Genomic DNA, 26,457 nt, shown 5'->3' with positions numbered 1-26,457 from the left:
TAATGACTTTTTCATTAAATATAACCTTTTTACTTTCTGGATGATTTTTAAATCCCACCCTGCCCCTCCCCTTGCCTAAGGGGAGGGAAAGAAGACGAGTTTTCCCCATCCACTTATTTAAAAGGGGTCAACTTTGCAGAGTTAATAATTAATCACTACCCTTAAAAAAATAAGCACAATCAACTCCTCCCCTCTTTTCAAGGGGGAGGTTGGGAGGGGGATCAATCTAACTACTTAACTCGCTTCCAAATATAAACCGTTACATAAGGCTGAATATTATTATGGGGTTTATCACCACCTTCAGGCATCATTGGTCGAATATTATCTGCTCCATTTTTCGCTTTCATTGGTCCAAATCCATTATAACCTACCAATCCAAGCGTATTCCCAAACTTGTTTTTCTCTCGAAGACCTTGCCTGTGCGTATGCGCTGGCATTTCAGGTATTGTTAATTGATGCTGAAATTCTCCACCTGTACTGCCAGCTGCAAAGTTTCTACTTTCGCCTCGAGCATCTTTAGTAGATCCTGCTCCTAAAATAACCCGACCTTGCCCAAAAGGCTGCCATTCTCCCATACCCAATAACTTGCTTGGATTTTCACCATTAGTCACATTGAAATAAAGACTACCTACAGGATAAACTTCTGCGGGGTCACCCTGAGGCCCCGTATCACCTTTCGGTCCTTGATCACCCTTATCGCCTTTTTCACCTTTTAATCCTTGTGGACCCCTTGATCCTACAGGTCCAGCATTTCCCTTTTCACCTTTTTCTCCCTGTGGACCCCGGTCACCTTTTTCGCCCTTATCTCCTCTGGGACCACTTAACCCTGTGGCACCCTGTTCTCCCACTTCTCCACGAGGTCCTTGATAAAATGCAGGTACACATTTAAAGCCTAATTCCGCTAAGCATTTTGCTTCTGTTGAGCTGATGGCGCGATTATAAAGATGCACTTCGTCAAGCTCACCAAGTAAAGGCGTTTGCTCAGCGCCATTGCCTAAAATAATTAAGCCATCTAGCTTAGATAGTGTTGGCAAACCTTTATTGGTCGTTTTTAAGTATTTTCCATTGAGTGCCATATTCATATCATATTGGCTACCATCAAATGAAAACACCACGTGTTGCCATTTACCTTGAATATCATTCAATGGAACAGAAACTAAGCCACCTTTACTGCCACTATTATCTACAAACTCAACTACTACCTGATTTTGGCTATTTAGATAAAGTCCATAACGTGCATCATCCTGCGTATTTTTTTGCTCAAATAATGTTTGAGCAGTATTGAGTTCATCTACCTTAAACCACAGTGCTACAGAAAATGGTTTACTGATATCAAATTGCTTAATGTCGATGACAAGAGGATCTGTTTCATCAATAATTAACGCATTTCCTTTAGCTCCATCTTTAGTATATTGACCACCTTTTAATACCCTAGCGCCAGCCAGCACCTCATCAGCAAAACTATAAAAATAACCATGGTTATTTTGCCCCGAAAAATCTCTAGTGCCTTCACGATCAAAACCCGCATCAAATGACCAAAAACCTAATTCTGAATTGGTTAATACTGGCTCTGCTATTATTGAATTAGATACTGAAGCACTAATAATGCTTGAAATAACTACGGCTAATGACTTTTTCATTAAATATAACCTTTTTACTTTCTGGATGATTTTTAAACCCCACCCTGCCCCTCCCCTTATTTAAGGGGAAGGAAAGAAGACGAGTTTTCCCCAACTGCTTATTTAAATGTAACTGCTTAGCGGAGTTAATAATTAATCACAACATTTATAATTAAGCACCATCAACTCCTCCCCTCTTTTCAAGGGGGAGGTTGGGAGGGGGTTAAATACACTAATCTATGATGGTTAGACGGCAGTTTGCATCATACTGATTCCAGCTCACAAAAGAAAAATTTAAGTCTTTATCTCCATCATTTTTCCAGTTTTTATAGTTTCCATCCGATAAATAACATGAATACACATTAGTTACATCTTGAAGAGTTCCATCACCATTTATCCCATAACGGCCACTTTTAACCTCTGCATACCATTTCTTTGTATTTTTATCGTAAAAAAACATTGAATGACCAAACTCAACTAATCCTTTATTATCATAATCATCAATAGCAATTCTCAATTGACATCCATCTTCATCACTACATAAGTCAATGACATCTTGTTCAGGAATAACAATTGATGTGCCACGCTCTGCTTTTGTCGTATAATAGTGTTTTCTATCCACTGACGAACCAGTTTTACCTTGAGGGCCTACCTCGCCTTTTGCTCCCTGAGGTCCAACTTTCCCTTGCGGGCCTGTATCACCTTTCAATCCTTGATCACCCTTATCGCCTTTTTCTCCTTTCAAACCTTGAGGACCTCGTGGACCTGCTGGTCCTTTATCGCCCTTTTCACCTTTTTCTCCCTGTGGACCTCGGTCACCTTTTTCGCCTTTCTTACCTTCTTTACCAGGAATTCCTGGAGGCCCTTGTCTTCCTCGATCACCTTTTGGCCCCATATAAAAAGCCGGAACACAATTAAAACCTAACTCAGTAAGACAATTTGCTTCTATTGAACTAATTGCACGATTATAAACATGGATTTCATCCATAAACCCTTGTACAGGATAATTCCGTTGATCAATCACAGAATTACCAAATACCAAGGGACCATCAGCTTCAACACTGGCAGGAATACCTAAATTATAAGCGTCAATGCGTTTGCCATTTATAGCAAGATGAATACCGTTAGGTTTGCCGTTATATGAAAAAACTAAATGCTGCCATTTTTGATTTGTATCCGTTAAAGCAGTATCAGCTTCTAAACCACCTAGCTCACCAACAGCATTTTGAAACAACACTTTTGGTCTATTTTCTTCATCAAGAAAAATGCTAAAACGTGCATTTGTTGTTTGGCTGCCTTTTTCAACTAATACTTGACGATCGCCTGCTTTTTCCGCCTTAAACCATAAAGAAATTGAAAAAGGCTCATTGATATTTAACTCAGTAACATTGACTACAAAGGGGTTGTCTGCTTCAACTTTTAAAGCAGCACGATAAGCGCCTTGTTCAGAGTATTGACCACCATTAAAAGATCCTTCCCCCTCATCCAAGAAATAACCATGATTGTTATTGCCTGAGTAGTCCACACCTCCCTGTTGATGTAGACCTCCATCAAATGACCAGAAACCTAGTTCTGAGTTAGTTAATATTAGCTCTTCTGCCAATGCAGTTGATATTGAAGCACTAATAATGCTTGAAATTAATACGGCTAGTGGCTTTTTCATTAAATAAAACCTTTTTTACTTTCTGGAGATTTTTTTAACCCCACCCTAACCCTCCCCTTATTTAGAGGCTGTCGCAAAACTACTGCGCTTGCAAATACTGCGTTAAAAATCGGCTCAAAGTACTCATTTATTAAGTATAAACTCCGCCTTTTCGCCGATTTTTACCTTGTCTTTGCTTCGCTCATAACCTTTTTCGACACCCTCTTTAAGGGGAGGGAAACAAGACAAAGCTTTCTCCACCTGCTTATTTAAAAGGGGTTGCTTAGCGGAGTTAATAATTAATCATTGCGCTTAAAATTATGCACCATCAACTCCTCCCCACTTTTCAAGGGGGAGGCTGGGAGGGGGATCAATCTAACTACTTAACTCGCTTCCAAATATAAACCGTTACATAAGGCTGAATATTATTATGAGGCATGTTTCCTCCCTCAGGCATCATGGGCCTTGCATCAGCTCCATCATGTATTACCCATGGCCCCACATTTTTAACAGTAATCCAACCAACAGTATTCCCATACTGTCTACCACCACGATAACCTTGACGGTGTGTATGCGCTGGCATTTCAGGTATTGTTAATTGATGCTGAAATTCTCCACCTATACTGCCAGCTGCAAAGTTTCTACTTTCACCGCGTGAGTCTTTTGTTGCTCCAGCGCCTAAAATAACCCGTCCTTGCCCAAAAGGCTGCCACTCACCAAAACCTAACAGCTGACTTGGATTTGCGCCATCGGTCGCGTTGAAATAAAGACTTCCTACAGGGTAAACATCAGCAGGGTCACCTTTTGGTCCTTGAGGGCCTCGATCACCCTTTAATCCCTGATCGCCTTTTTCACCCTTATCGCCTTTAAGCCCTTGAGGACCACGTGGACCTTCTGGACCGATTGGACCGCTATCACCTTTTTCGCCTTGTGGACCACGATCACCTTTATCGCCTTTTTTACCCTGTCTTCCTGGAATACCGGGAGCACCTTGAGACCCTCTTTGTCCTGGAGGTCCTTGATAAAAAGTAGGTACGCAGTGAAAGCCTAAATCAGCTAAACAGTTGGCCTCTAGTGAACTAATGGCTCGACTGTATAAATGAATTTCATCTAACTCACCCATTAATGGATGATTCAACTGCTCAGCTATACTATTGCCAAATACCCATGGGTTATCTGTACTCACATCTTCTGGTAACCCCAACTTGACGTCTTTCAAACGGCGACCATTTAACGCGAGATTTAACCCACTTTGGTGTCCACTGAAAGAAAATACTACATGCTGCCAGTTATTTTTTAAATTAGGCAGGGGATCAAGGGACTCAACACCACCGATGACACCATCCGCATTTCTAAAGACTACTTTTAAACGGTTATCTGTATCAATAAAGATAGAAAATAAAGCATCTGAGGTTGAATCACTTTTTTCTACCAGTACTTGTTTAACATTGGTCTTTGCTGGTTTAAACCAAAATGAAAGTGCAAAGGGTCCATTGATATCAAATTTTTCGCCATTGGCTTTTACATTAATGACCAATGGATTGGTTTGTTCTAGCTGCAGAGATGTACCTGAAATACCTTGTTCGTTGTACTTTCCACCACTAATGGAACCCTCACCTTCTTCTAGAAAATACCCATCATTTCCTTCAGATGAATAATCAACCCCACCTTGCTGGTAAAGTCCACCATCAAACGACCAATATCCAATTTCTGAATTAGTGATAGCTGGATAGGCTGTATCAGAAGCAACTGCAGAGACTGAGACTAATGATGAAATAATCAGTGCTAATGGTTTTTTAAATTGCATTTTATGTTACCTATTTTACTTCCCGGATAATTCGTGAACCCCACCCTAACCCTCCCCTTATTTAAGGGGAGGGAATCAAGACTGAGTTTTCTCTATCATCTTCGTTAAGAAGGATGATTAAGTGAAAAAATATAACCAGTCATCTTACTAATAGTTTGCACGATATATTCCTCCCCCTTAGATAAGGGGGAGGTTAGGAGGGGGTTAGTTTTTAAAATTTATTGCATACTGCCAAGTTGATACAACTCTGCTATTTCTTGCTGTGAAAGCCCTTTATTAAAAATAGCAATGCGTTGAAATTGAATGTCGGAAATGCCGTCACTGCCGGGTAAGCCATCGTGAGAGTGAGGAGATTTACCTGAATTAAACTGGTTTAGTTTTGACAACGTTGGTGTTGAACCATTAGTAATACTCACTACTAGTCCATTAAGGAAAATTTTATATTTTCCATCATAGTAGGAAAATGCCAAAAAGAAATTTTGATTTTCTCTCAATCCTGTCTCCAATATTGGCGTACCTTGATTATTTGCCCAGCCGCCTCCCCATATTAAGTTTGATTTTTCGTAAAAATTAATCCGTAATGGCTCCTTGGCTTCAGATTGAAAAATAGAAAACATACGTTGATAGTGCTGAAGTGAGTCCAACCTAAACCACCCAACCCAAGTAAACCCATTTTCCATATCTTCAGTGGTTAACCCACCCATGGAAAGATAGGCATCACCATCAAAATCAAATGACTTTGTGGCCACACTGGGTACTTCACTCACTTTGACTTTATCCAATATATTCCCTGATCGAGAAATTAGCTTGCCATCAACTGTACCACTACGGTCTCTAAGTTTTACTCCATTAATGTCATCCGCCACATAATGTCGGATTGGTTTTAAGTGGTGTATTTTTTTATTTAAGGCAACCGTATTGGCATCAGCAATGACTGGATTTGTGCCATTAATGTATTCCTGAGCATTGTTGATACCATCATTATCTGCATCTTCTTGAGCATCATCAACATTGGGATCTAACCCATAATAACGTTCCCAACTGTCTGGCATGGAATCTTCATCTTCAGTTGTTTCCATACAAATGGCATAGCCACTCCCTGTAGGATATCGCCAGTTATTATTTCCTATCGCTTCACAATACCAACCGTTATTGTATGGATAGTTTTTCTTAATATAGTAATGCTCTGCTGGTTCTAGCTCTTTGCCTGCTTTACAGCCTCCTCCAATCACCTTTTCGTTCGACTCACAACTCACCTGACAATAACCAAGCCACTCATTGGGATTAGAAAAACGACAGGTTCTAATGACTGGTGACTTTATCACCCCATCTTTACCATCCTTCCCATCTCTGCCCGCAGGTCCAACTGGGCCTTGCTCACCCTGAGCACCCTGCTCACCTTTTTCGCCTTTAGCTCCTTGAGGCCCAACAGAACCTTGTGGGCCTGCAATGCCTTGTTTGCCTTGGGCACCTTCAGGTCCTCTTTCCCCAGGTTGACCTTGCTTACCCTGAGGCCCTTGTAAACCCACTGCACCCTGCTCACCTTTTGGACCACGTGGCCCCTGGTAGAAATCAGGAACACATTTAAAGCCCAACTCTGCTAAACATTGTGCTTCAAGCGAACTTATCGCCCGGCTATAAAGTTGAATTTCATCAAGTGCACCATAAAATGGTGTTTGATTTACCCCATTTCCAATAATTATTGGGCCATCTAATTTTGAAAGCGAAGGTAACGGAGTTTTTGTAGCAGACAGATACTTACCATTTAAAGCAAGGTGCATATCATATTGATTGCCATCAAATGAAAAAACCAGGTGCTGCCACTTACCTTTTATTTGAGTAAGTTGGTTGGAGATTAAGTCTCCTTTAATTCCATTTTCGTTAACAAACTCGATAGCAATTTGGTTTTGCTCATCTAAATAAATACCAAACCGGCCTTCCCCAAACTCAGGACTTCGATTTTGCTCAAACAACGTTTGTTGCATTCCTACTTCATCAGCCTTAAACCATAACGCTAATGAAAATGGCTTACTTACATCAAAGTCAGAAAGTTTAATGACCAGTGGGTCTTCCATATCAACAAGGAGTGCTGTTCCTTTTGCTGCTTGCTGCGAATAGCGTCCCCCTCCTAGTATCATCTTACCTAACGATACTTCATACTCATTACTGAGAAAGTATCCATGATGTTCATTTCCTGAAAAGTCTCTGGCACCTTCATTATTTAAACCTGCATCAAATGACCAATAACCTAATTGCGCTGGTACTGATGGTATATCGTCAGAAGTACAAACAGGTGAGAAAAAAGCAGTGGAAAGGCAGAGGGAATAGAATAATTTTGTATATTTTATCATCAGCTTTGCTTTACCTACATTAAATACCGCAGGCCATATTCTAATACTAATGACGTATAATTTACAGCATAACAAATTGATTTATATATACTTTATTTTAGCTAGAGCTATCCTTATCAAGAATATTAAACAAATAAATTTGATTATTTTTAATACAAACTATAAAACACATCTAAAAAGCTGGACTCTTTATAGGTGTCTTATAATAGATATCCAGCAATTCGTGCTTTTTGTTAAATTCAAGGAAAGACGACTTAACAGCCAGGAAAGGATAATAATTTGGATGAAAATCAATAAGTTATAACTAAATCTTATTTCAATTTAAACAAATAAATCAGACAAACGGTACAATATAACCGATCATCTGCAAGAATATATCTACTTATTGCATATTGCATTGTTTAAAAATCAATCATCTTCGTACTGTTTAATGACCTGTAACCATTTATCAAAACCTATATTTTTGCCACAAAGTACGACAACAACATTCTTTCCTTTGTACTGTTCAGCCTGCTGCATTAAAGCCGCCATAGCAACCCCTGCAGAACCTTCCACTATTTCTCTTTCATACTTCGCTAACATATACATCGCATGACTTATTTCTGCCTCAGAAACGGTATAGCATGTATTAACTACTTTTTGGGCAATGGGAAAGGTGATACTTTCTGGTTCTACGCCACCTGCAGTAGACTCTGAAAGCGTAGGTTGCTCTTCAATTTCGATAATTTTTCCTTCCTCAAGACACTTTAGTAAAGCAGGCGCATTTTCTGGCCAGCAGCCAGCAATCTCTGTCTCTAGTTTATTTTCTTGGTAGTAGGACCCTATACCACTAATCAAACCACCACCACCAACACTGATAAATACAGCATCTGCATTAGGCAACTGCTGGTGTATTTCCATCGCTAATGTTGCTTGTCCTGCAATAACATAAGGATCATTGTAGGGCGAAACATAATAACAACCTTTTTCTTTAGCCAGCTCCGCAGCCTGTTGTTCAGCAAGCAGGCAATCTCCATCCACCACAATGACATTTGCATTCAAATGCTGTAAGGCCGTTAGTTTTACTTTTGATATATTTGCAGGCAGAAACACTGTCACCTTTGTACCGGTTATTTTACCTGCCATGGCTACACCTAGCCCGTGATTACCAGAGGAAGCAGTAATAACACCTGCATCTTTTTGGGTTTGACTAAGCTGGTTCATGCAGCTTAAGGCTCCTCTTAGCTTAAAAGAGCCTGTAAACTGTTGATATTCTTTTTTTAACCAAACATTTACACCCGTTTTTTCACTTAACTCAATACTATAATCCAAAGCCGTTGTTCTTAACCACTGCCTAATTTGATGATGCGTGTTATCAATTAACTCTTTAGTAATTTGCATAAAATCTATCCTTTCACTTTAAAATCTTTCGAAAATTATTTAAAAAACTTCAAGTACTAGCGCAGCTCTTTTAAATAATTGAACACTGTCGCTCGACTTAAACCAATTACATTTGCAATATATTCAGCTGCATTTTTTTTATGGAATGCGCCTTGCTCAAATAAAGTCGCAACAAGCTCTTTTTTCTCCTCTCGCGAGAGTGTATTCAGTGTTAATTGACGCGATCGTAACCAATCATGGACAAATACATTTATTTTTTCCTGCCAATCATCCTGAAATAATTCATCTGGCTGAGGGACTAACGACTCAGGCTTTAAAAAAAGCTGAAGCGCTTTTTGCAAATCGTTCATTGCAGATACATCAAAATTAATACATAACAATCCAATATTTTTTTGCTCAGGTGTTTTCAATACTACACTGATACTTTTTAACTTTCGCCCATCCCAGTTTAGTTTTTCATAGGGACCGATTACTGTTTGTTCAGCATTAAATTGTGACTCATCCAGATTTGATGTTTCATTTAGCTCACGCTTTGAAAAGTTATTAGCGACATACACCACCGTGTCTGTCGCTAAACTATGAATGACCACCTCTGCATAAGGATGAAACAAAGCCGCTATTCCATCAGCGACAGCAAAGTAAGGGGCTAATAACTTTGAGTGATCATTATTCGTCTTTTGTTTTTTCATCAGTCTAACCAACAAATGCTCTTACTATTGACCACATATACTATTAAGTCTATATTAGATTGTAAAGTATAATTTGTATTCGATCGTATTTGCAGCAACAAGGGTTAAGTATGGACGTTATAGCACTTAATGAGATACAAGCAGCTTTTTCCCCCGAAGCAGCTCTAAAAAACATTAAAGATGGATTTATTGCTTATTCACAACAAAAAGTGAATGTACCTCCAGTGGGCTACCTTGGCTTTCAGGAACCTCCTGGGGACTGTCATATTAAGTATGGCTATATCAATGACTCGCCTTATTTAGTCATTAAGGTGGCTACTGGTTTTTTTAAAAATCATCTTGTCAATTTGCCCACCAGCGACGGTTTAATGCTGGTTATGTCATCCCAGACAGGACAACCACTTGCCCTCCTACAAGATAAAGGCTGGCTCACTGATACACGAACCGCCATTGCAGGTGCTTTAGCCGCTATACATTTAGCCCCGCAAAACATTCAGCAAATTGGTTTAATCGGGTGTGGTATTCAGGCAAGGCATCAGCTGCAGTGGCTAAGCTATGCAACTACCTGCAAAAAAGTCAGTGTTTGGAGTCCATCCCTACATCACTGTGAGAAATTTGCTGACGAAATGGCTGAATTTGGCTTTCAGGTTTTACCCACCAAGCAACCAGAGCAGACTATTAGTGAAAGTCAGTTAATTGTGACCACTACTCCCAGTAGAGAACCTATTGTTAAAACAGAATGGGTGCAGCCAGGAACCCATATCACCGCAGTTGGAGCTGACGCTGAAGGTAAGCAAGAACTTGCAACGTCGCTTGTTGCAGCAGCCGATATATTAGTGGTTGATAGTAAAGATCAGTGTTGTGATCATGGGGAAACAGCACATGCCTTCCAATCTGGCCTGCTAGATAACAAGACAATCGTTGAGCTAGGCGATGTACTTAATAACCCTTGTGTAGTGGAACGCTCTTCTACAGCAATATCTATTTGCGATTTAACAGGGGTTGCCGTACAAGACATAGCCATTGCAACGACTGTTTACGAGGCAATAAAAAATAAAAGTTCGCAACCCGAATAAATACGCCTGTTACGAATGATTTTAAGTGGCAGAAGAGATAAACACAGGGTAACGTCTACCGAACAGTTTGCCGCAAGGATGCGGCAAACAAGCCTCCAGGGAAGAATTTACGGTATGCAACCTTTTTACAAAGGATAGTGTGAATGCAGTTTATGCATAATGACATGGTTGTCATATAGTAGAGCAATGCAGGAGCTATTGCCGAGGAGCATTTAACAGCCACTACAGTCACTTATTTCTGCTAGCGATTAGCTGAGTAGGGATCATCTGCTACCAAGTAAGCAAGCAAGTCACTGCGTTTAGGATGCTGATTTATCCAGTCACGAGTCTGTTTTAATTTTTGATAATCATCATCACCAAACTGCTCTTTATAAAGCTGCTCAAAAACTTCTTTAGCATTGGCTTCTCTTATTTTTCGTTGCCAGGGATCGGTAAAAATAGCATTAAGATTTCCTGCCAGCCCTGCTTTTTTTAATAAATCCCACTCACCTTTATCTAACCAAATGCCATGTACATCAGGACTCAAGTCCAGCCGATGATCCGTATCTTTTGAAATACGATACTTCACCATCAACTTTCCTGTTTGAGGGCAGGTCATGGCGCGTTTAGAGTCTTCAGCTTCGACCTCAATTGTTGCCTGTTCAAACTGGTAATCTGGATTAGCTTCTTTCCACCGTAAATAATCTTTCAATAATACCCAGTTGCCACCACAGTGATCACACGTATGGCAAGGAAACAGCATATCCAAATAACCTGGCGTCAATGAACCTTGACGACAGCTGGTACATTTCAACATAACGCACTCCTAATGCCGTCCAGCAGATGCATTTATTATTAGCAAAAATGCACCTAATACGCAATTATTTAGATATACCCAATACGAATGGTTTTTTAGGTGCGGTCATCAAGTGACGAAACCCCATGAGCCTATATTAATAGGTGATTGGGGTGAGGAGTGAAGATAACAAAACCTAGAAATCATTCGTGAAGGGTATAGCTGCTTCTTTTATGTGTTTTGTTTTATAAACCCGCTTGCTGTAATCGGTTGGCATGTTGCCGATAAATACTTATCGGGTTTGTGTTAAAAAAGCCATACATCCCCATCACCTGATTAATTTCATCAAGGTGGTTAAGTTTGTAATCATCGCGAATGACTTTTCCTAAATGCATGTTACAACTACTCACCAATCCATCATGTTTTGGTGTATTTGCATCACCATGCTTACCAAACATTAATGCTGTACCCAACATAATATAATCAGAAGGATCGACAGGATTAGTATAGGATTTATTACCACCCCATGAGTAATAATGTACTCCATTAACGACAGCTTCCCCTTCCCCACATGGTGCTATAGGTAATGCTGCACTGTACTTTTCATTAAATGATTGCATATTTTCAGTACTCAAGGCCGTCAACATATTAGCAATATTTTGACCTTTTCCTGAAGGATTATCAGCAACAGCATTATCTACCAGTGTAATTGCTCCATTAGTGATAAGCTGTCCTACAAATTTTGTTACTTTGCCTAATAAAGGCTGTTTTTCATCTAGTTTTTTAAAAACATCCAGAACCTTATCCGCAAAGATACTGCCATTGATAGGTGTGCCTATTGCGGTTACTGATTTCACCAAATCTGGACGTACCGCTGCAACATAACGAATAGTATTGCCACCTTGTGCATGCCCCATTAAATTAAAACCTGTAGCACCATTAATGGCCTGCCAATTTTCTAGCTGTTCAATTAATTGTTCACCACGCGCTTCATCAGATTCAAGTGCACTTAGGTTTGCAGTGAAAACCGTTGCGCCACTGCGTCGAAGTGACTGAGCAATACCATAAAAATACTCAACACCTTCAATTGATTTAAAACCCATTGCACCATGAACAAGCACAATAGGATGCGCTGTTTTAGTGTAATTTTCTTGTACGGTTGGCTCAGTTAATTGATTGACAAACTTAACCCAGTTTAACCATCCAGCATTTGCTGCACTTGATGCTGCCAAAGCAACACCAACAGCTACCGCTGATAATGCTTTTTTCATTGATGATCTCCTCTTTATAAACAACAAACTGCTGCAGCGAAAATCCTTTTTAATGTACCTTCGCGAATAAACGTACTTTTTATAAAAATGACTAAGGTAAGTTTATATTTTCAATTGCAGCAACACGCCTTCGTTCATGATGGCTAAATTGATCATTAAGTAGTTGATTAATTGCCTGCTGTTGATCAGGTGTAGATAATCCCGAACGCTCTATTTCTGCCTTCATCGTCCTAAATGTTGAAAGTCGGGATTTCCACTGTTCTCTTTTTTTATCCAGTGCTGCAAGCCTTTGTGCAGCTTCATCACCTAATAGCTCACTTCTTGCCTGATAACGATCTACTTCAGATATGTATTGCTGATTAATATCACTCAGCTGACTCATAACTTGCTCAGGTGCTACTATAAACCTGACTTGTGTAGGCATCTCATCTAATATACGATTATATTCAGCTTGTTTTTGTGCAACCGAAAGCGAATCATTTTGTGCTATCTTAATTTTTTCTAGTTGATACTGGTCATATTCTTCCTGTAGACCAAAAAAAGCATCCGCAACATCCATTCCCAATTTATCACGTCTTAACTGATATAAATGTTCAAAATGAGTTTGTAATTGTTCTATATTGTTCTGCGAATAGCCTTGCTGTAAGTTATCTGATATTTCCTGTGCACTTTCATTTAAATGCAGATTAGCGTACTGCTCTTGATAGTTGGACAATTCGACACGGTAACTAATATAGTCATTCAGTAAACTGAGTCCTTCCTCTTTTGCTGGAGAAGGTAAGTTTTCAGTTAAATAATGCTGAAGTTTAACAATAAGTTCTTCCGTAGGGACTTCTCCAGCAGCAGATAAAAAATAGTCAAATAAATCTTTTGTTTGTTGTTCTACAATCAGATGACCTGCTTCATCTATTTTTAGTCGCCCATCAATTCGAGTGCCTTGCCAAGATGCAGGTAATATCTCTTTTACTTCTGTCGTATTACTGCTGTTATTTCCATCCACAGCGAGGTATTCATGTTCTTTTTTATTACTCGAGAGTTCTTTATCAGACACCATCACTTCTTGTTGAGTTGTCAAACCCGATTTAGCTTGTGGTAAAGAATGTTGTCCTTTTTGCAAAGTAGTAATGCTCGCATATGCAATAATAACAACAGGAGGAAGAATATAGTACCAAGCACGTTTCATAGTGACATTCCATGTAGTGACAGAAAATATTCCCATCTTGACAGACAGTTAGGATGCATTATGACTATTATCAAATATCAAGTGGCGGAAATACAGCTTACTTTTCTTAATTTATAAGCTATATGCCGTATGATTTATTAAATTCTATTAAATAGCTTTTTTATTTGGAACAAAATATACATAAATATATGTGACAAAGCTCATACTTTTAACATTTATAAACATGAAGTATGACTCAATAAAACGGCAACAGCCTTATCAAATATAAGCTTTTGCTAAAAAAGAGTACCTGACATGAGATCTTCCCTTACTCATGACCATAATCAACAGCTACTTATCTGACTTGTATTAGAATCGCTGAAACATGTAAGTTTTGCTGTCAAAAAGACCAGGTATATACCCAAATAAAAGGTATACACTATACCCATAACGAAAGGTATAGCGATAAGTAAACCTCGGTAAGTTTAAAGGTAGCTCAATGAAAGACTCCATATCTTGTACAAAGCTAGAAGTGTGTGTTGACTCGGTTGATGGTGCGCTCATTGCCGCATCTGCAGGTGCAGACCGGTTAGAGTTGTGTGGCGAATTAAGCTGTGGAGGGCTAACCCCTTCAATAGGCCTGATCTACAATATTAGAGACAAAATTAATCTTCCGATCAATGTTATGCTTCGCCCTCGCGCTGGAGATTTCTGCTACTCAGACGAAGAGTTCGCGGTAATGAAAGCCGACCTGCTTGCAATTAAACATGCTTTTCCAACGTTGGGTGGTTTCGTTACAGGTATCTTAACACCAGAAGGCGAACTTGATTCTAATCGCTTACACAGCCTCATAGCCCTTGCTCATCCTTTATCAATCACTCTACATCGCGCATTTGACATGACAAAAGACCCAGCTCAATCACTAGAAGTCTGTTTAAAGCTGGGTGTTGAACGAATTTTAACCGCAGGGTTCCAGCATCATGCCATTGATGGAGTCAGTGTCTTACAAGATCTTATCAAACAAGCTCAAGAGCAATTGATTATCATGCCAGGGAGTGGACTAAGAGCGAGCAATCTTCAATCATTTCTTGAAGCTGTACCAGCTCAAGAAATTCACATGTCAGCAAGAAAGCGTGTTGCTTCAAATATGCGGCATCAGAATCCTAATATTCATATGGGCACCAATGGAGATAGTGATGAGTTTGGTTACTATTTACCTGATGCAGAAGAAATAAAAGCAGCAAAGGCAATCATAAGCAAAACACAAGGGGTATAAAACCCCTTCATAGCAGACATCGGACCAGCGTAAACGTAGAGGCATATATTTGCCTTTTGGCAACAGCTCGACGGATGCGCCCCAATCTTTGTCTTGCCAGGTCAAAATATCACTATAAATACTTATGGGTAGTAGGAAGCTTACAATGTTACAAAGTTGCAATAAGGAAGCTTCACATGCATGAGTTGGCTCGTGATAGCGCACAGAAAAAAATAAGAAGGAGGGTCAGGAATCACCAATCAATATTGAGGTATGGTGTCTCTATAAGATTAAAAACAACAAATGAGCGGCATGAATTAAAATGTGTATTGGGCAACATTAAAGATTGATTATCACTTTTATCAATGCCACTGATTTGCTTTTCAACACACTTTCCTTTTATAGAAATCTTTTTCCATGTTGAAGGATCATTATAATTTGGAAGTTCAATGCTTAATATTTGTTTAATAATGCTCGAATCAAAAGCGTAGATCCACTTTTCACGACCATATTTATTAAGAAATGGGGCTGGGCAAGCTGCATTTTTACCATGTTTTTGTTCATGCAGTTTCACTGCCTTTTTATCCAGATACATCAATCTAATTAAGGTACCCCCGTACTCAATGGGATCTTCAATATATTGGGAAAAGACAGCCACACCTTCAATCTTAGACATATCCTTATTTAATTTATACTGATAATTATAGTCTTTATTTTCAACAGAGTAGTTTTCTCCTGATATAACAATATCAAGCTCTTTATCGCCAAAAATTTTGATAAATTAAGTATACTAATACTAACAAACATATTATACTCATCAAAGCTTTCATACTCTCACCACAACCCTGCCAACTTATCAAACAATTAATAATGCAATTAATCCAAAAATATAAATAACCCAGTAAAGAATACCTTCACTAAAATGGTCTAACAACCAGAAATATAATGATGACAAAGCAAAGTATATTAGAATAACTAACAGCATATCAAATAGATTATTTTCAACAAACAGTGCAAAAATAACTATGACAAAGGTATAGATAGCTGAGCACACAAAAGGTTTTTTAATAGACGACAGTAAATTAGTTAGTGCTATTATGAGTATTATTTCTATAATCATACTAAAGTACCTATCAAGTCTATTAGATACACTACCCAATTAAGAAAACTATCAATCTATAGAACAACAGTTCAAATAAAGCTTATCAACTCCTTTAAGGTCTCCCAATTAATGGTTAAGCGTACAAACAAAATAAATAAACGTCCACTATCAACTGAAGATCTTGCAAAGTTTTACTTTCAACTAAGTAGGCTTGAAGAGTCAGGTATCTCTATTGAACAAGCGTTCAAACTCTTCATTACAAACAAAGGGGAGTTTTCAAAAAGATCAAGTATTGCTCTATCAGAAATAAAGCAAGGGCAACCACTTTCAAAAGCAGGCAAAAAAGCTGGACTATTTTCAAATAAAGATGCTTATATTATTGAGGTTGCAGAGTCTGGCGGAGTCCAAAATATAATTTATCGAGAGTTTGCAACAGTATACCAGGATAGACTAAAAAATATAAAACTAATAAAAAGCCGTTTAGCGCTTCCGCTCTTTATTGTAATCTGTGCTGTATTCATAAAAAATTTCCCTGATTTCTTTCTTGGAAGAATATCACTTTTTGAATATTTGTTTGATAACATCGCCAATCTCCTTATTTTATTTCTTTCAATTTATACGGCTTTTAAGCTTCCAGACTGGGTCAGGAACGGTCCTTTGAGCTTTCTTCAGCAAGGATGGGATATTATAACGACAAGAACACCCTACTTAAGTGACTGGTATATACGATCAAACATTCGAGATTTTATTCAGTCGTTAGGTTTATTAACTCGTGCAGGGTTACCTATTTTAGAAGCTATTCCAAAATCATATAATATTTTGGAGAATAAGTTATTAAAGAACCAGTTAAAGGAGATTGATGTAAATTTACAAAAAGGAGATTCTTTTTCTCAAGCACTATCCACAATAAGCATAATAAACCCTGAAATAAAGCAAATTATTTCTACAGGTGAGTATTCCGGCGACTTATCAGGAGCATTATTACATTGCGCTAAGAATGAAGCTGAAAACATAGCCATACATACCAACACAATGGTTGACTGGATACCTAGAATAGTATATTTCACAGCTATTTGTTGGATTGCATATGGAATAATACAGGGCGGACCTCCAATGGGCTATATTGAATGACCTTAAAAAGCCCATAGCTTTTACATTAAATATTTTAAATGTAATGTAAAACCTGGGCTAGTATTTGCCTGTAATTAACCCATCAAAATATTGATCGTACGTACCATTTTCTTTAATCTTTGATAGTCCTTTATTGAAAATTTTTAATAAGCGCTGGGAATCCTCCCGGCTTTTAGGGAATAATAGGTGAGCTGTATTTTCTACAAGAGGCTTTTTATTAAATGTAATGGTTTGAGCAATAATTGGGCTAAATTTTGTATTCAGTATTAAAAAGCCCGTTATTGACGATACAACAACTGCGTCCAAACGACCTTTAAGCATCATCTTGAAACTAGCTTCATCATCATTATTAATGATAATATCCAACATTTTACTTTCATGAGCCTGCCAAAACTCTTTGGTATATGTATAACTTCGTGTTGCTCCAATTCGCAACCCTTTTAGATCAACCAGCTCATTCCACTCAGGAAAAGTCATTGCTTTCTTATGGAAGAAAACATAAGATTCCGTGTGCATTGAGTCACTACAGTAAAATGTTTTTTGATTTTTTTCCTTACAAGCCCAATAAGAAAGGGCAGCAAACTGTCCATTTTCAGTGTCATTATAGCTCCTTGCCCATGGTAAAAAGTTATAATAAACCATATAGCCTTGGCTCTTGAAAGCTTCTGTAATGATATGATTGACAAAACCATTACCTTTACTTGCTTCAGATGTCCAAGGTGGATACTCTCCAGTAGCAATAATTATATTATTGTTTTCCGCATAGCTCGAAATAGATGCAATCAAGCTGCTAGCGGTTAACAAAATAGCAATTAAAGGCATTGATTTCATTTTATTAGCCTTCAACAACAATATTCATTCAACATTAATGTCCCATTTCAACTATAGGGCAACTTTAACCACTAATGTAAAGATTTTTGCGTTTCTGAGCACATTAGTAGTATTTTTTAATATTCATTAAATATGAATGCAGGTTAAGCTTAACAACTCTACTATTAGGCTGAAGAGCTATAATAATACCCATTAATGATACGTTACTTATAAATGACTGGAAACTCAAATGGCACTCGAAGAGTATATAAGCCATAGTTTACCCCAGCATATTTTTAGCAAAGGAGCTGATAATGACAAGCCACTGGTTTCGTAAAAAAACCAGCTTACTTCTCGTTATAATAATTGGCTTTTTGATTGCATTTTTTATAACTCAAAAAGATCAAACATTAAAAAGAGATGAAAGCCGTAAGCCTCAGAAGCTGGCTGAATATATCGTTGCCAAAACAATACCAGTAAAAGGCAGAGCAATTGGTTATGGCGAGGTTAGTCCAGAAATAACTTTGGATGCCAACGCACAAGTTGAAGGAAAAATCATTTTCATTAGCCCAGAGTTAAAAAAAGGTGCAAGCGTTAGTAAAGGAACTGTACTGATTAAAATTGATCCCTCAGACTATCAGTTATCACTGGCCAAAGCAGAAGCAAATCTGGCTATTTATCATGCGGAACGCGATAAATTAATAACCGATAAAAAAAACACCCAGTCACTGTTTACCATCGCAGAGCAAAACTACACATTAGGTTTAAAAGCCCTTGAGCGAAAGCGTAAATTACTCAAGCAAAAAAGCATTTCTCAATCACAGGTCGAAGAAGAAGAACAGTCACTCCTCAAACTACTAGAAAATAAGCAAACGCTCGAAAACACATTAAAGACTTTACCAGCGCAAATCAAGGTAACAGAAGCTCAAATAATTCAAGCACAACAGGATATTGAGCAACAGCAAAATAACTTAACGCGCACCGTTATTACTAATCCCTTTGATGGTCGAATCAGTCAAGTTTATGTAGAGCAAGATCAGTTTATCAGCCGCGGTAGCAAACTATTCACAGCAACCAATATAGGTCGAGTTGAAATAAACGCTGAACTTCCAATTACCCATGCCCGCGTTTTACTGACAGGTATTGAGAAAATAAAATTTTCAGGTGGAATACCATCAACTCAAGATGTTCTCAAAAAACTTGGCTTAGAAGCAAAAGTAAGACTAGTAGGAGCATTTAAGGACGTTCATTGGCCAGGAAAAGCGGTTCGCTTAGGTGAGTCTATTAATCAAACCAGTAGAACAGTTTCTATTATTGTGGGTGTTGATGACTCCTACCAGAAAGTGATTCCTGGTAAACGTCCACCACTGCTTAAAGGAATGTATACCGAAGTGGAATTCATAGCTCCTGCAAGAGAGCGCCTGGTAATCCCTCGTACTGCTATCCATCAGAATAAAGTATATATCGTAGGAGAGAATAACCGCTTAACCATTAAACCGGTAATCATTGCCTACCATATTGGCGAACTTAGCGTTATCAAACAAGGTATTGTTGATGGCGACAAAGTCATTACTACAGACTTAATACCTGCCGTCGATGGTATGGTTTTACAGCCAACAGTAAATACCACGTTAGAAAAAAAAGTTGCTGCACTCGCAAATGCAGAGACCGCATTCAAATAATGCAGCATCATATGTCTTATAAGTTTGTCAATAATACACGCTCAATATATTGTATAAGAGGGATACATGATTAGGTATTTTGCAGAACACCCTACCGCCAGCAATATATTGATGATACTTTTGCTGGTTTCTGGGTTACTGACTATTTCCAATATGGAAAAAGAAACCTTTCCCACGATCGAAAAGTATGAAGTACAAGTGAGTGTCGCCTATCCAGGCGCAGATGCCAAGGAAATAGAAGAAAGTATCTGTCTACCCCTTGAAGATGCCACAGACACAATTAGTTTTGTGGAAGAAACGCGATGTGAAGCTACAGATAATGTGGGTAGCTTTGTATTAAAGATGACAGAAAATGGAAACTTTGAAGACTTTGTTCAGGATATTCGTGATGCCATTGATGCTATCAATACGCTACCACAAGAATCTGAGTCGCCTATCATCGAAGAGCTTAATCAAACCAGCGATGTAGTCAGTATTGCTGTCAGTGCCAATATTGATAAAACCCAGCTAAAACAGCTTGCCGAAACACTCAAGTCAAAGCTCGTTGAAAATCCTATGATACCCAAAGTATCTATTGAAGGTTTTTCGCAACGCATACTCAAAGTAGCGATAGCAGAAGAGAATTTACGTAAATACGGAATGAGCATTCAGGATGTCGCTGAAGCTATCAGTAACCAGTCCGTCGATTTGCCTGCAGGTGAATTAAATACAGATAATCGCTATTACCAAATCAAGTTTTTTGATCAACGAAAAACACCTGATGAATTGAGTAAGCTCATCATATCCAGTAGTGCCTCTGGTGCTGAAGTGACTTTAGGTGAACTAGCCACTATAACAGACACGTTTGAGACTAAAGAAGAAGCTATTGAGTTTAATGGAAGACCAGCAGCCATCTTAAAGATCTCAAAAAATAAGCGTGATGACAGTTTAAGTATTTATGATGCTGTAAAAGCGTTTGTTGCTACAGAAAATCAAACCCTTCCCGATGGTATTGAACTGATTATTACCAATGACTTTGCTTCCATAATTAAAGATCGGATTCAGCTTGTGCTCACAAACAGCTGGCAAGGTATCATTCTGGTAGTCTTATCATTATTTTTATTTTTTAATTTTCGATACACCTTTTGGGTCGCGATGGGATTACCGGTTGCCTTTATGGGTAGCTTTATGTTTATTCATGCGTTGGATGTTTCAATTAACATGATCTCAATGGTTGGTTTATTAATTGCCATTGGCATTTTAATGGATGATGCCATCGTCATTTCTGAGAGTATCGCAGCAGAATATAAACGTGGTCTTCCGCCACTGGATGCTGCCATTGAAGGAACTAAAAAAGTTGCCCGAGGTATTCTTTCTTCTTTTATTACAACTATTTTGATCTTTGGTGGTCTTTTATTTCTTAAAGGTGATATTGGGCAAGTACTTAAAGTCTTACCCATTGTCTTGATTACAGTTATTTCAGTTAGCCTGATAGAAGCATTTATAATTTTGCCGAATCACTTGGTTCATGCCATCCAAAAAGACCATGACAAAACGACAGCTACTTTTCATTGGAAAGCAAAATTTAATCGCTTATTTGAACGTTTGAAAGGAAAAGTCGAGTCTCTTGCAAAATGCTCCATTGAATATCGTTACCTCACTATTGGGCTGACTTTTGCGTGCTTAATCATCACACTATCTCTTGTTCCTGCTGGATTTGTAAAATTTAAAGCCTTTCCAGAAATTGATGGCAATAATATTGATGCCAAAATTCTTTTACCCCAAGGAACACCTTTAGCCCGAACAGAGGAAGTTGTCTCTCAAGTCATTGCCGGCTTAAAGACGGTAGACAATCAACTTAGCGAACAGGAAATCGCACCTTTAGTGCAAAACTATAGTATTAAATATAACGAAAACAGTGTTGCTGATGAATCAGGCAGTCATGTGGCAACCATTAGTGTTGATTTACTTTCTGTAGAGTTACGTAAAGCCACCATTAATGAGGTAGCTGCCAAGTGGGAAGAAAATGTTGGTGCTTTTCCCGATGCAATCTCTGTCATGTTCAAGAGTCCCACGACAGGACCCGGAGGACAAGCAATACAAATTCGTTTGCAAGGTAATGATTTAAGCGACTTATCATCAGCATCTTATGCCTTGCAAACATGGCTAGGAGCTTATGAAGGCGTAAGTGGTATTCGTGATGATTTAAGACCTGGCATGCCACAGATCCATATCAAAATGCAGGAGGGTACGCTCGCCAAAGGCATCAATGCTAGCATGATTGCTCAACAACTCAGGGGGGCTTATCAAGGCACAAATGTCGCAAGCATCCAATATGGTGATGAAGATTACGAAGTTCATGTCATGCTAGATGACACCTCAAAAAATACACTCACTGACTTTGACTACATGTCTATTATACATCCAACAACGGATGAAGCAGTTCCTCTAAGCTCTATTGCTCAAATAGACTATTCCCGTGAATATGCCAAAATAAATCGTATTAATAAAAAAAGAACCGTTACAGTCTATGGCGAAGTGGATGATAAACTAGCGAATACGGCTCAAATCTTAATAGATACACAAAAGAATTTTTTCCCAAAATTAAAAGCCGCTTATCCACACTTAGAAATTGGCCTTGAAGGTCAAATGAAAAACAGCAAAACTACAGGCAATTCATTCGCTACTATTTTCACTATGGGTATATTAGGGATTTTCTGCTTATTAAGTTTTCAGTTTAAAAACTATCTAGAACCTATCATCGTTTTATTAGCCATTCCCCTTTCCCTCATTGGTGTTATTTGGGGGCACATCTTACTTGGGCTTGATTTATCCATGCCCAGCTTGATGGGGTTTGTTTCATTAGCGGGCATTGTCGTAAATAACTCAATACTACTAGTAGAGTTTGTAAAATTACATGCAAAAACGGGTGTTGCCATTCACGAGGCAGCCAGTAATGCTACACGAGATCGATTCAGAGCTATTTTTCTGACAACATTAACGACCACAATGGGCATGATTCCATTACTGTTTGAAACAAGTATGCAGGCCCAAATCCTGACACCTCTGGTGACCAGTATTGTTTTTGGCTTACTGGCTTCAACCATACTAGTGTTAATAGTCCTACCCGCATTTTATATGATTTTGGAAGATTTTGGGGTAACATCTATTGAGCCTGAAACAACCGTAGAGTAATAGAGAAAGTATTAAAAATCAGTACTAAAGGGCACCTCTGAAAATGTACTTTTTTAGCGTACCCTAAAGAAAATTTTGTCTTATCTGGCTGGCGACTAGTGAAGCAATATTATTTAGATCTGGCATACCACTGCTATTAAATAGTTCTTCACAAGTAAAAACATATCGAACCGTTTTATTATCAGTAGATTCATCATTCAAAAATAGCTTACAAGACTCACTATCTGATATAAATTTTCGGAAAATAACAGAAACCCCACGACACCCATCTTGCCGCATAAGCAAAAAGATACAATCCAAACGTCCGCTCATATTTGTCGGCATTCTAAATTTATAAGCCATCTGCATCCCACCACGGGGATTGTTGTCATCAACCGGAATATAAAGACTGCTCAATAGTTCCATTTGCAAATAAAATTCACAAGCGCGTATTATATAATTAATTGGCTCCACCGCCATAACCGGTAAGTGCAACACCATAACAGGATCTAGCGCTAAAGGAATATCTGCTTGAAAATACAAACACCACCCTTCATTTTGCCCACTTAAACGACAGTTTTCTGGTAATCGAAAAGAAAAGTCAAATGCTGTTTCATCATGAGGCCTGATTTCAAAGTGATTAGCAATGGTCATCTCATCACGACGTTTTCGTAAAGCGCGACGCTGAAATACACCATTTTCTGGCTTTATATCCACCCAGTATTCTTGCAAAGTAAGATTAAGCTGCTGCGCCTTTTGCAGGTGTGCCCCCCCTTTCACCATGACTTTGCCATTAACAGTTTCACCCTGGCAATAAACCTGCTTGTCAGTTTTTAATAAAACCTGCACTCCAGCTATCATTCCTGAGCATGATTGTCCATCAAGTAAAAGCGCCATGAATGAAATACCTGAATAATTTTCTAATGTGTTAGTACACCCACAACCAAGGGTATACTTTCTTCAAAATATACCCTTCACGAATGATTTCTAGGTTTTGTTATCTTCACTCCTCACCCCAATCACCTATTAATATAGGCTCATGGGACTTCGTCACTCGATGGCCGCACCTAAAAACCATTCGTATTGGGTATAACAACGCACTTATTATCGACTGTTCAAAAAATTCTAATATTAATTGTTACTTAGTAAAGAGTAGATGAGCACTTTCTAGTGCTCAAATAGGAGTATCATGTTTTAGCAATATCTTTTAAGACAGGCATCAGGGCTTCTTGCCATGAATATTGTTTGTCACCGAAAACCAAAAATGGAGGATTCAATAAAGATTCTCGTGTATTGTAAGTTAATGGCTGAAAATTAAAATCAACAATACTGCCACCTGCTACCTCAACAATAGCCTGCGCTGCTGCGGTATCCCATTCACTGGTAGGTGTAAGGCGAGGATAAAAATCGGCTTTACCTTCTGCGACTAAACAAAATTTTAAAGCACTTCCAAGGTGGGAAATATTAATTGCAGGAAGGATTTCTGCTAAGTGCGATAACAATGGGCTTAGTCGTTCTCCCATATGACTTCGACTGGCAATTATATTTACAACATCAACCCGGTGTAGTGAATTAACTTGAATAGGTTTTACTTCACCAGCAGCCGACTCCCAAAATGCCCCAACTTGCTCGGAGGCATAATATATTTCATTAGTAACAGGTACAAAAATAACGCCCAAAACAGGACGGTTATTTTCAATTAACGCAATATTAATGGTGAATTCACCATTACGATTAATAAACTCTTTAGTGCCATCAAGGGGATCGACCAACCAAAACGTTGACCATTTATGGCGTGTGCTAAAGGGAACTTCTGTCGACTCTTCTGACAGCACAGGAATTTCTGGCGTTAGTTGCTGTAGGCCTTCAACAATTATTTGATGAGATGCCATATCAGCTTCAGTGACAGGTGAATGGTCTAACTTTTCCCTGATACCAAAATCTTCATGCTGATAAACCTCAATGATCGCAGTACCTGCTCGCTGACATACACTTTTCAGCTCACTGATTAACTTGGACTTATCCACTACAGCTCCTGTTGTAAAATATCACGAACCAAATACAACGCAGCAATGGCTCTTGCTTCAGTAAAGTCTTCACGTTGCATGAGTTGATAAAGGTTGCGCAAATCAATAATTTCCTTTTCCATGGGTTCTGGCTCATCACCAGGCAAGGACTCAGGATAAAGTCCTTGAGCAAGAACAACACTCATCGAGTGACTCATATAGTTCGGCGACAACGTAAACTCACTGATTGTGCGCAACTGCTGGGCACCATAACCCGCCTCTTCCTTTAACTCCCTATTCGCCCCCTCATGCAATGTTTCCCCGACTTCAACAAGTCCCTTTGGTAAGGTTAGTTGATAGTTTTCAGTACCAGCCGCATATTCTTTAATCATAACCACCTGATGCTGATCAAGCATCGGCACAATCATCACGGCTTTTCGCCCAGTACCTCGATTGCCAAGGCGCTCATAGATGCGTTGCTCTCCATTCGCAAATGTAAGCTGCAATTGCTCCACTCTAAATAAGGCTGTTTCTGCAACAACTTCTTTACGATCAATTTTTGGCATGGACATAGGCGTTTTAATCCCTGCAGGACATGAGTTTATGACTACGTTAAGATATACCCTTCACGAATGATTTCTAGGTTTTGTTATCTTCATTCCTCACCCCAATCACCTATTAATATAGGCTCATGGGACTTCGTCACTCGATGGCCGCACCTAAAAACCATTCGTATTGGGTATAGACTTTACATATTCCCTGGTTTTAGATGGCCTAGGCTAAAGAGTACTCTTATTTTTTTATAACTTAAGGTGTAAGCACTCAAATACAGTGTTTGACTTCATACTACAACTGTAAGGTAACGAATGATCAATTGGCACGACATCGATACTGTCTTATTAGATATGGATGGTACACTTCTAGATCTTCATTTCGACAACCACTTTTGGCTTGAGTATATGCCCGCAAAGTATGCTGAAAAGCAAGGTATTAGTCTCGATGAAGCCAAACAGCAGCTTGAACCTATTTTTGCCGAAACCAGCGGCCAGCTTCAATGGTACTGCCTCGACTACTGGGGCAAAACCCTCGATTTGGATATGGTAGCCATTAAACAAGAAATAGCTCACCTAATCACATTAAGACCCTCTGCTGAAGCATTTCTGACAGCACTTCATCAGTCAAAAAAGCACGTCGTGCTTATAACCAACGCACACCAAGACAGTTTATCCCTAAAACTTGAGCGTATCGCCCTAGCACATTACTTTGACCATATGATCACCTCTCACAAATATGGTTACCCTAAAGAGCAACCACCTTTTTGGGAACATTTGGCCAATGATATTCACTTTGATCCTAGTCGCGCCCTTTTTATTGATGACAGTTTACCTATTTTGCGCTCAGCACGTGACTATGGCATTAAACATCTTTTTGCAATACCACAACCAGACAGTCGCCTACCACCAAAACCCACCGAAGAGTTTACTGGGATAGATAGCTACCTATCTTTATTACCCATAGACGACTAATGAAAGCTAAGCGACGATCA

The 26,457-nt window shown here is 38.8% G+C and carries 20 protein-coding genes; 6 read left to right on the top strand and 14 right to left on the bottom strand.

Going from position 1 to position 26,457, the window contains the following annotated elements; all coding sequences use genetic code 11:
• Positions 1–230: 230 nt before the first annotated feature.
• From KHS79_RS09200 to KHS79_RS09175, 6 genes are all read right to left on the bottom strand, one after another.
• Positions 231–1,640: a LamG domain-containing protein gene (locus tag KHS79_RS09200; protein WP_212718457.1), complete on the bottom strand. Its 1,410-nt coding sequence runs from the start codon at positions 1,638–1,640 to the stop codon at positions 231–233.
• A 211-nt stretch (positions 1,641–1,851) separates the two neighbouring features.
• The gene (locus KHS79_RS09195) at positions 1,852–3,282 is read right to left on the bottom strand and encodes a LamG domain-containing protein (protein ID WP_212718455.1); all 1,431 of its coding nucleotides are present in this window, start codon (positions 3,280–3,282) and stop codon (positions 1,852–1,854) included.
• Positions 3,283–3,640: 358 nt separating this feature from the next.
• A complete protein-coding gene (locus KHS79_RS09190; RefSeq protein WP_212718453.1) occupies positions 3,641–5,068 on the bottom strand; it encodes a phage baseplate protein in 1,428 nt (475 codons plus the stop codon).
• A gap of 218 nt (positions 5,069–5,286) precedes the next feature.
• Positions 5,287–7,419 carry a LamG domain-containing protein gene (locus KHS79_RS09185; RefSeq protein ID WP_212718451.1) on the bottom strand — a complete coding sequence of 711 codons (2,133 nt, stop codon included), beginning with the start codon at positions 7,417–7,419 and terminating at the stop codon, positions 5,287–5,289.
• A gap of 408 nt (positions 7,420–7,827) precedes the next feature.
• On the bottom strand, positions 7,828–8,799 hold the full coding sequence (locus KHS79_RS09180) for a threonine/serine dehydratase (RefSeq protein WP_212718449.1): 972 nt from the start codon (positions 8,797–8,799) through the stop codon (positions 7,828–7,830).
• A 56-nt stretch (positions 8,800–8,855) separates the two neighbouring features.
• On the bottom strand, positions 8,856–9,488 hold the full coding sequence (locus tag KHS79_RS09175; RefSeq protein ID WP_212718447.1) for a helix-turn-helix transcriptional regulator: 633 nt from the start codon (positions 9,486–9,488) through the stop codon (positions 8,856–8,858).
• Positions 9,489–9,598: 110 nt separating this feature from the next.
• Here KHS79_RS09175 and KHS79_RS09170 point away from each other — a divergent pair, with 110 nt between their 5' ends.
• Positions 9,599–10,564 (top strand): Rossmann-fold NAD(P)-binding domain-containing protein, encoded by a 966-nt coding sequence (locus KHS79_RS09170; RefSeq protein ID WP_212718445.1) that lies wholly within the window; start codon positions 9,599–9,601, stop codon positions 10,562–10,564.
• A 241-nt stretch (positions 10,565–10,805) separates the two neighbouring features.
• On the opposite strand, the gene KHS79_RS09165 is transcribed toward KHS79_RS09170, so the two are convergent.
• The 3 genes from KHS79_RS09165 to KHS79_RS09155 all read right to left on the bottom strand — a co-directional run bounded on the left by KHS79_RS09165 (position 10,806) and on the right by KHS79_RS09155 (position 13,793).
• A complete protein-coding gene (locus KHS79_RS09165; protein ID WP_233468340.1) occupies positions 10,806–11,360 on the bottom strand; it encodes a zf-TFIIB domain-containing protein in 555 nt (184 codons plus the stop codon).
• A gap of 224 nt (positions 11,361–11,584) precedes the next feature.
• Positions 11,585–12,610, bottom strand: a complete 1,026-nt coding sequence (locus KHS79_RS09160) for an esterase/lipase family protein (protein WP_027708330.1) — start codon at positions 12,608–12,610, stop codon at positions 11,585–11,587.
• A gap of 91 nt (positions 12,611–12,701) precedes the next feature.
• Positions 12,702–13,793 (bottom strand): lipase secretion chaperone, encoded by a 1,092-nt coding sequence (locus KHS79_RS09155; RefSeq protein WP_212718443.1) that lies wholly within the window; start codon positions 13,791–13,793, stop codon positions 12,702–12,704.
• Positions 13,794–14,271: 478 nt separating this feature from the next.
• Here KHS79_RS09155 and KHS79_RS09150 point away from each other — a divergent pair, with 478 nt between their 5' ends.
• Positions 14,272–15,048 (top strand): copper homeostasis protein CutC, encoded by a 777-nt coding sequence (locus KHS79_RS09150; protein WP_212718442.1) that lies wholly within the window; start codon positions 14,272–14,274, stop codon positions 15,046–15,048.
• 232 nt (positions 15,049–15,280) lie between these two features.
• On the opposite strand, the gene KHS79_RS09145 is transcribed toward KHS79_RS09150, so the two are convergent.
• A complete protein-coding gene (locus tag KHS79_RS09145) occupies positions 15,281–15,703 on the bottom strand; it encodes a hypothetical protein (RefSeq protein ID WP_212718439.1) in 423 nt (140 codons plus the stop codon).
• A 555-nt stretch (positions 15,704–16,258) separates the two neighbouring features.
• On the opposite strand from KHS79_RS09145, the gene KHS79_RS09140 reads away from it, so the two are divergent.
• Positions 16,259–17,260 carry a type II secretion system F family protein gene (locus tag KHS79_RS09140; protein ID WP_212718437.1) on the top strand — a complete coding sequence of 334 codons (1,002 nt, stop codon included), beginning with the start codon at positions 16,259–16,261 and terminating at the stop codon, positions 17,258–17,260.
• Between the two features lie 57 nt (positions 17,261–17,317).
• Here KHS79_RS09140 and KHS79_RS09135 read toward each other — a convergent pair whose 3' ends face one another.
• A complete protein-coding gene (locus KHS79_RS09135) occupies positions 17,318–18,091 on the bottom strand; it encodes a substrate-binding periplasmic protein (RefSeq protein WP_212718435.1) in 774 nt (257 codons plus the stop codon).
• A gap of 293 nt (positions 18,092–18,384) precedes the next feature.
• Between KHS79_RS09135 and KHS79_RS09130 the strand changes: the two genes are divergently transcribed.
• Positions 18,385–19,752: an efflux RND transporter periplasmic adaptor subunit gene (locus KHS79_RS09130; RefSeq protein WP_212718434.1), complete on the top strand. Its 1,368-nt coding sequence runs from the start codon at positions 18,385–18,387 to the stop codon at positions 19,750–19,752.
• A gap of 66 nt (positions 19,753–19,818) precedes the next feature.
• Positions 19,819–22,926 (top strand): efflux RND transporter permease subunit, encoded by a 3,108-nt coding sequence (locus tag KHS79_RS09125; RefSeq protein WP_212718433.1) that lies wholly within the window; start codon positions 19,819–19,821, stop codon positions 22,924–22,926.
• Between the two features lie 63 nt (positions 22,927–22,989).
• Here KHS79_RS09125 and KHS79_RS09120 read toward each other — a convergent pair whose 3' ends face one another.
• The 3 genes from KHS79_RS09120 to nudE form a co-directional block, all read right to left on the bottom strand.
• Entirely contained in the window at positions 22,990–23,802 is an 813-nt protein-coding gene (locus tag KHS79_RS09120) for a sporulation protein (protein WP_212718432.1), read from the bottom strand.
• Between the two features lie 290 nt (positions 23,803–24,092).
• Positions 24,093–24,932, bottom strand: coding sequence for a 3'(2'),5'-bisphosphate nucleotidase CysQ (cysQ, locus tag KHS79_RS09115; RefSeq protein WP_212718431.1), 840 nt, complete (start codon positions 24,930–24,932; stop codon positions 24,093–24,095).
• Positions 24,932–25,483: an ADP compounds hydrolase NudE gene (gene nudE / locus KHS79_RS09110; RefSeq protein ID WP_027708321.1), complete on the bottom strand. Its 552-nt coding sequence runs from the start codon at positions 25,481–25,483 to the stop codon at positions 24,932–24,934. The genes cysQ and nudE overlap by 1 nt, the downstream gene beginning before the upstream one ends.
• Before the next feature lie 294 nt (positions 25,484–25,777).
• On the opposite strand from nudE, the gene yrfG reads away from it, so the two are divergent.
• Positions 25,778–26,437, top strand: a complete 660-nt coding sequence (yrfG, locus tag KHS79_RS09105) for a GMP/IMP nucleotidase (protein ID WP_212718429.1) — start codon at positions 25,778–25,780, stop codon at positions 26,435–26,437.
• Positions 26,438–26,457 lie beyond the last annotated feature (20 nt).

Source organism: Zooshikella ganghwensis (assembly GCF_018263875.1).
GTDB classification, from domain to species: Bacteria; Pseudomonadota; Gammaproteobacteria; order Pseudomonadales; family Zooshikellaceae; genus Zooshikella; species Zooshikella ganghwensis.
This window is presented reverse-complemented; position numbering and strand designations above follow the sequence as displayed.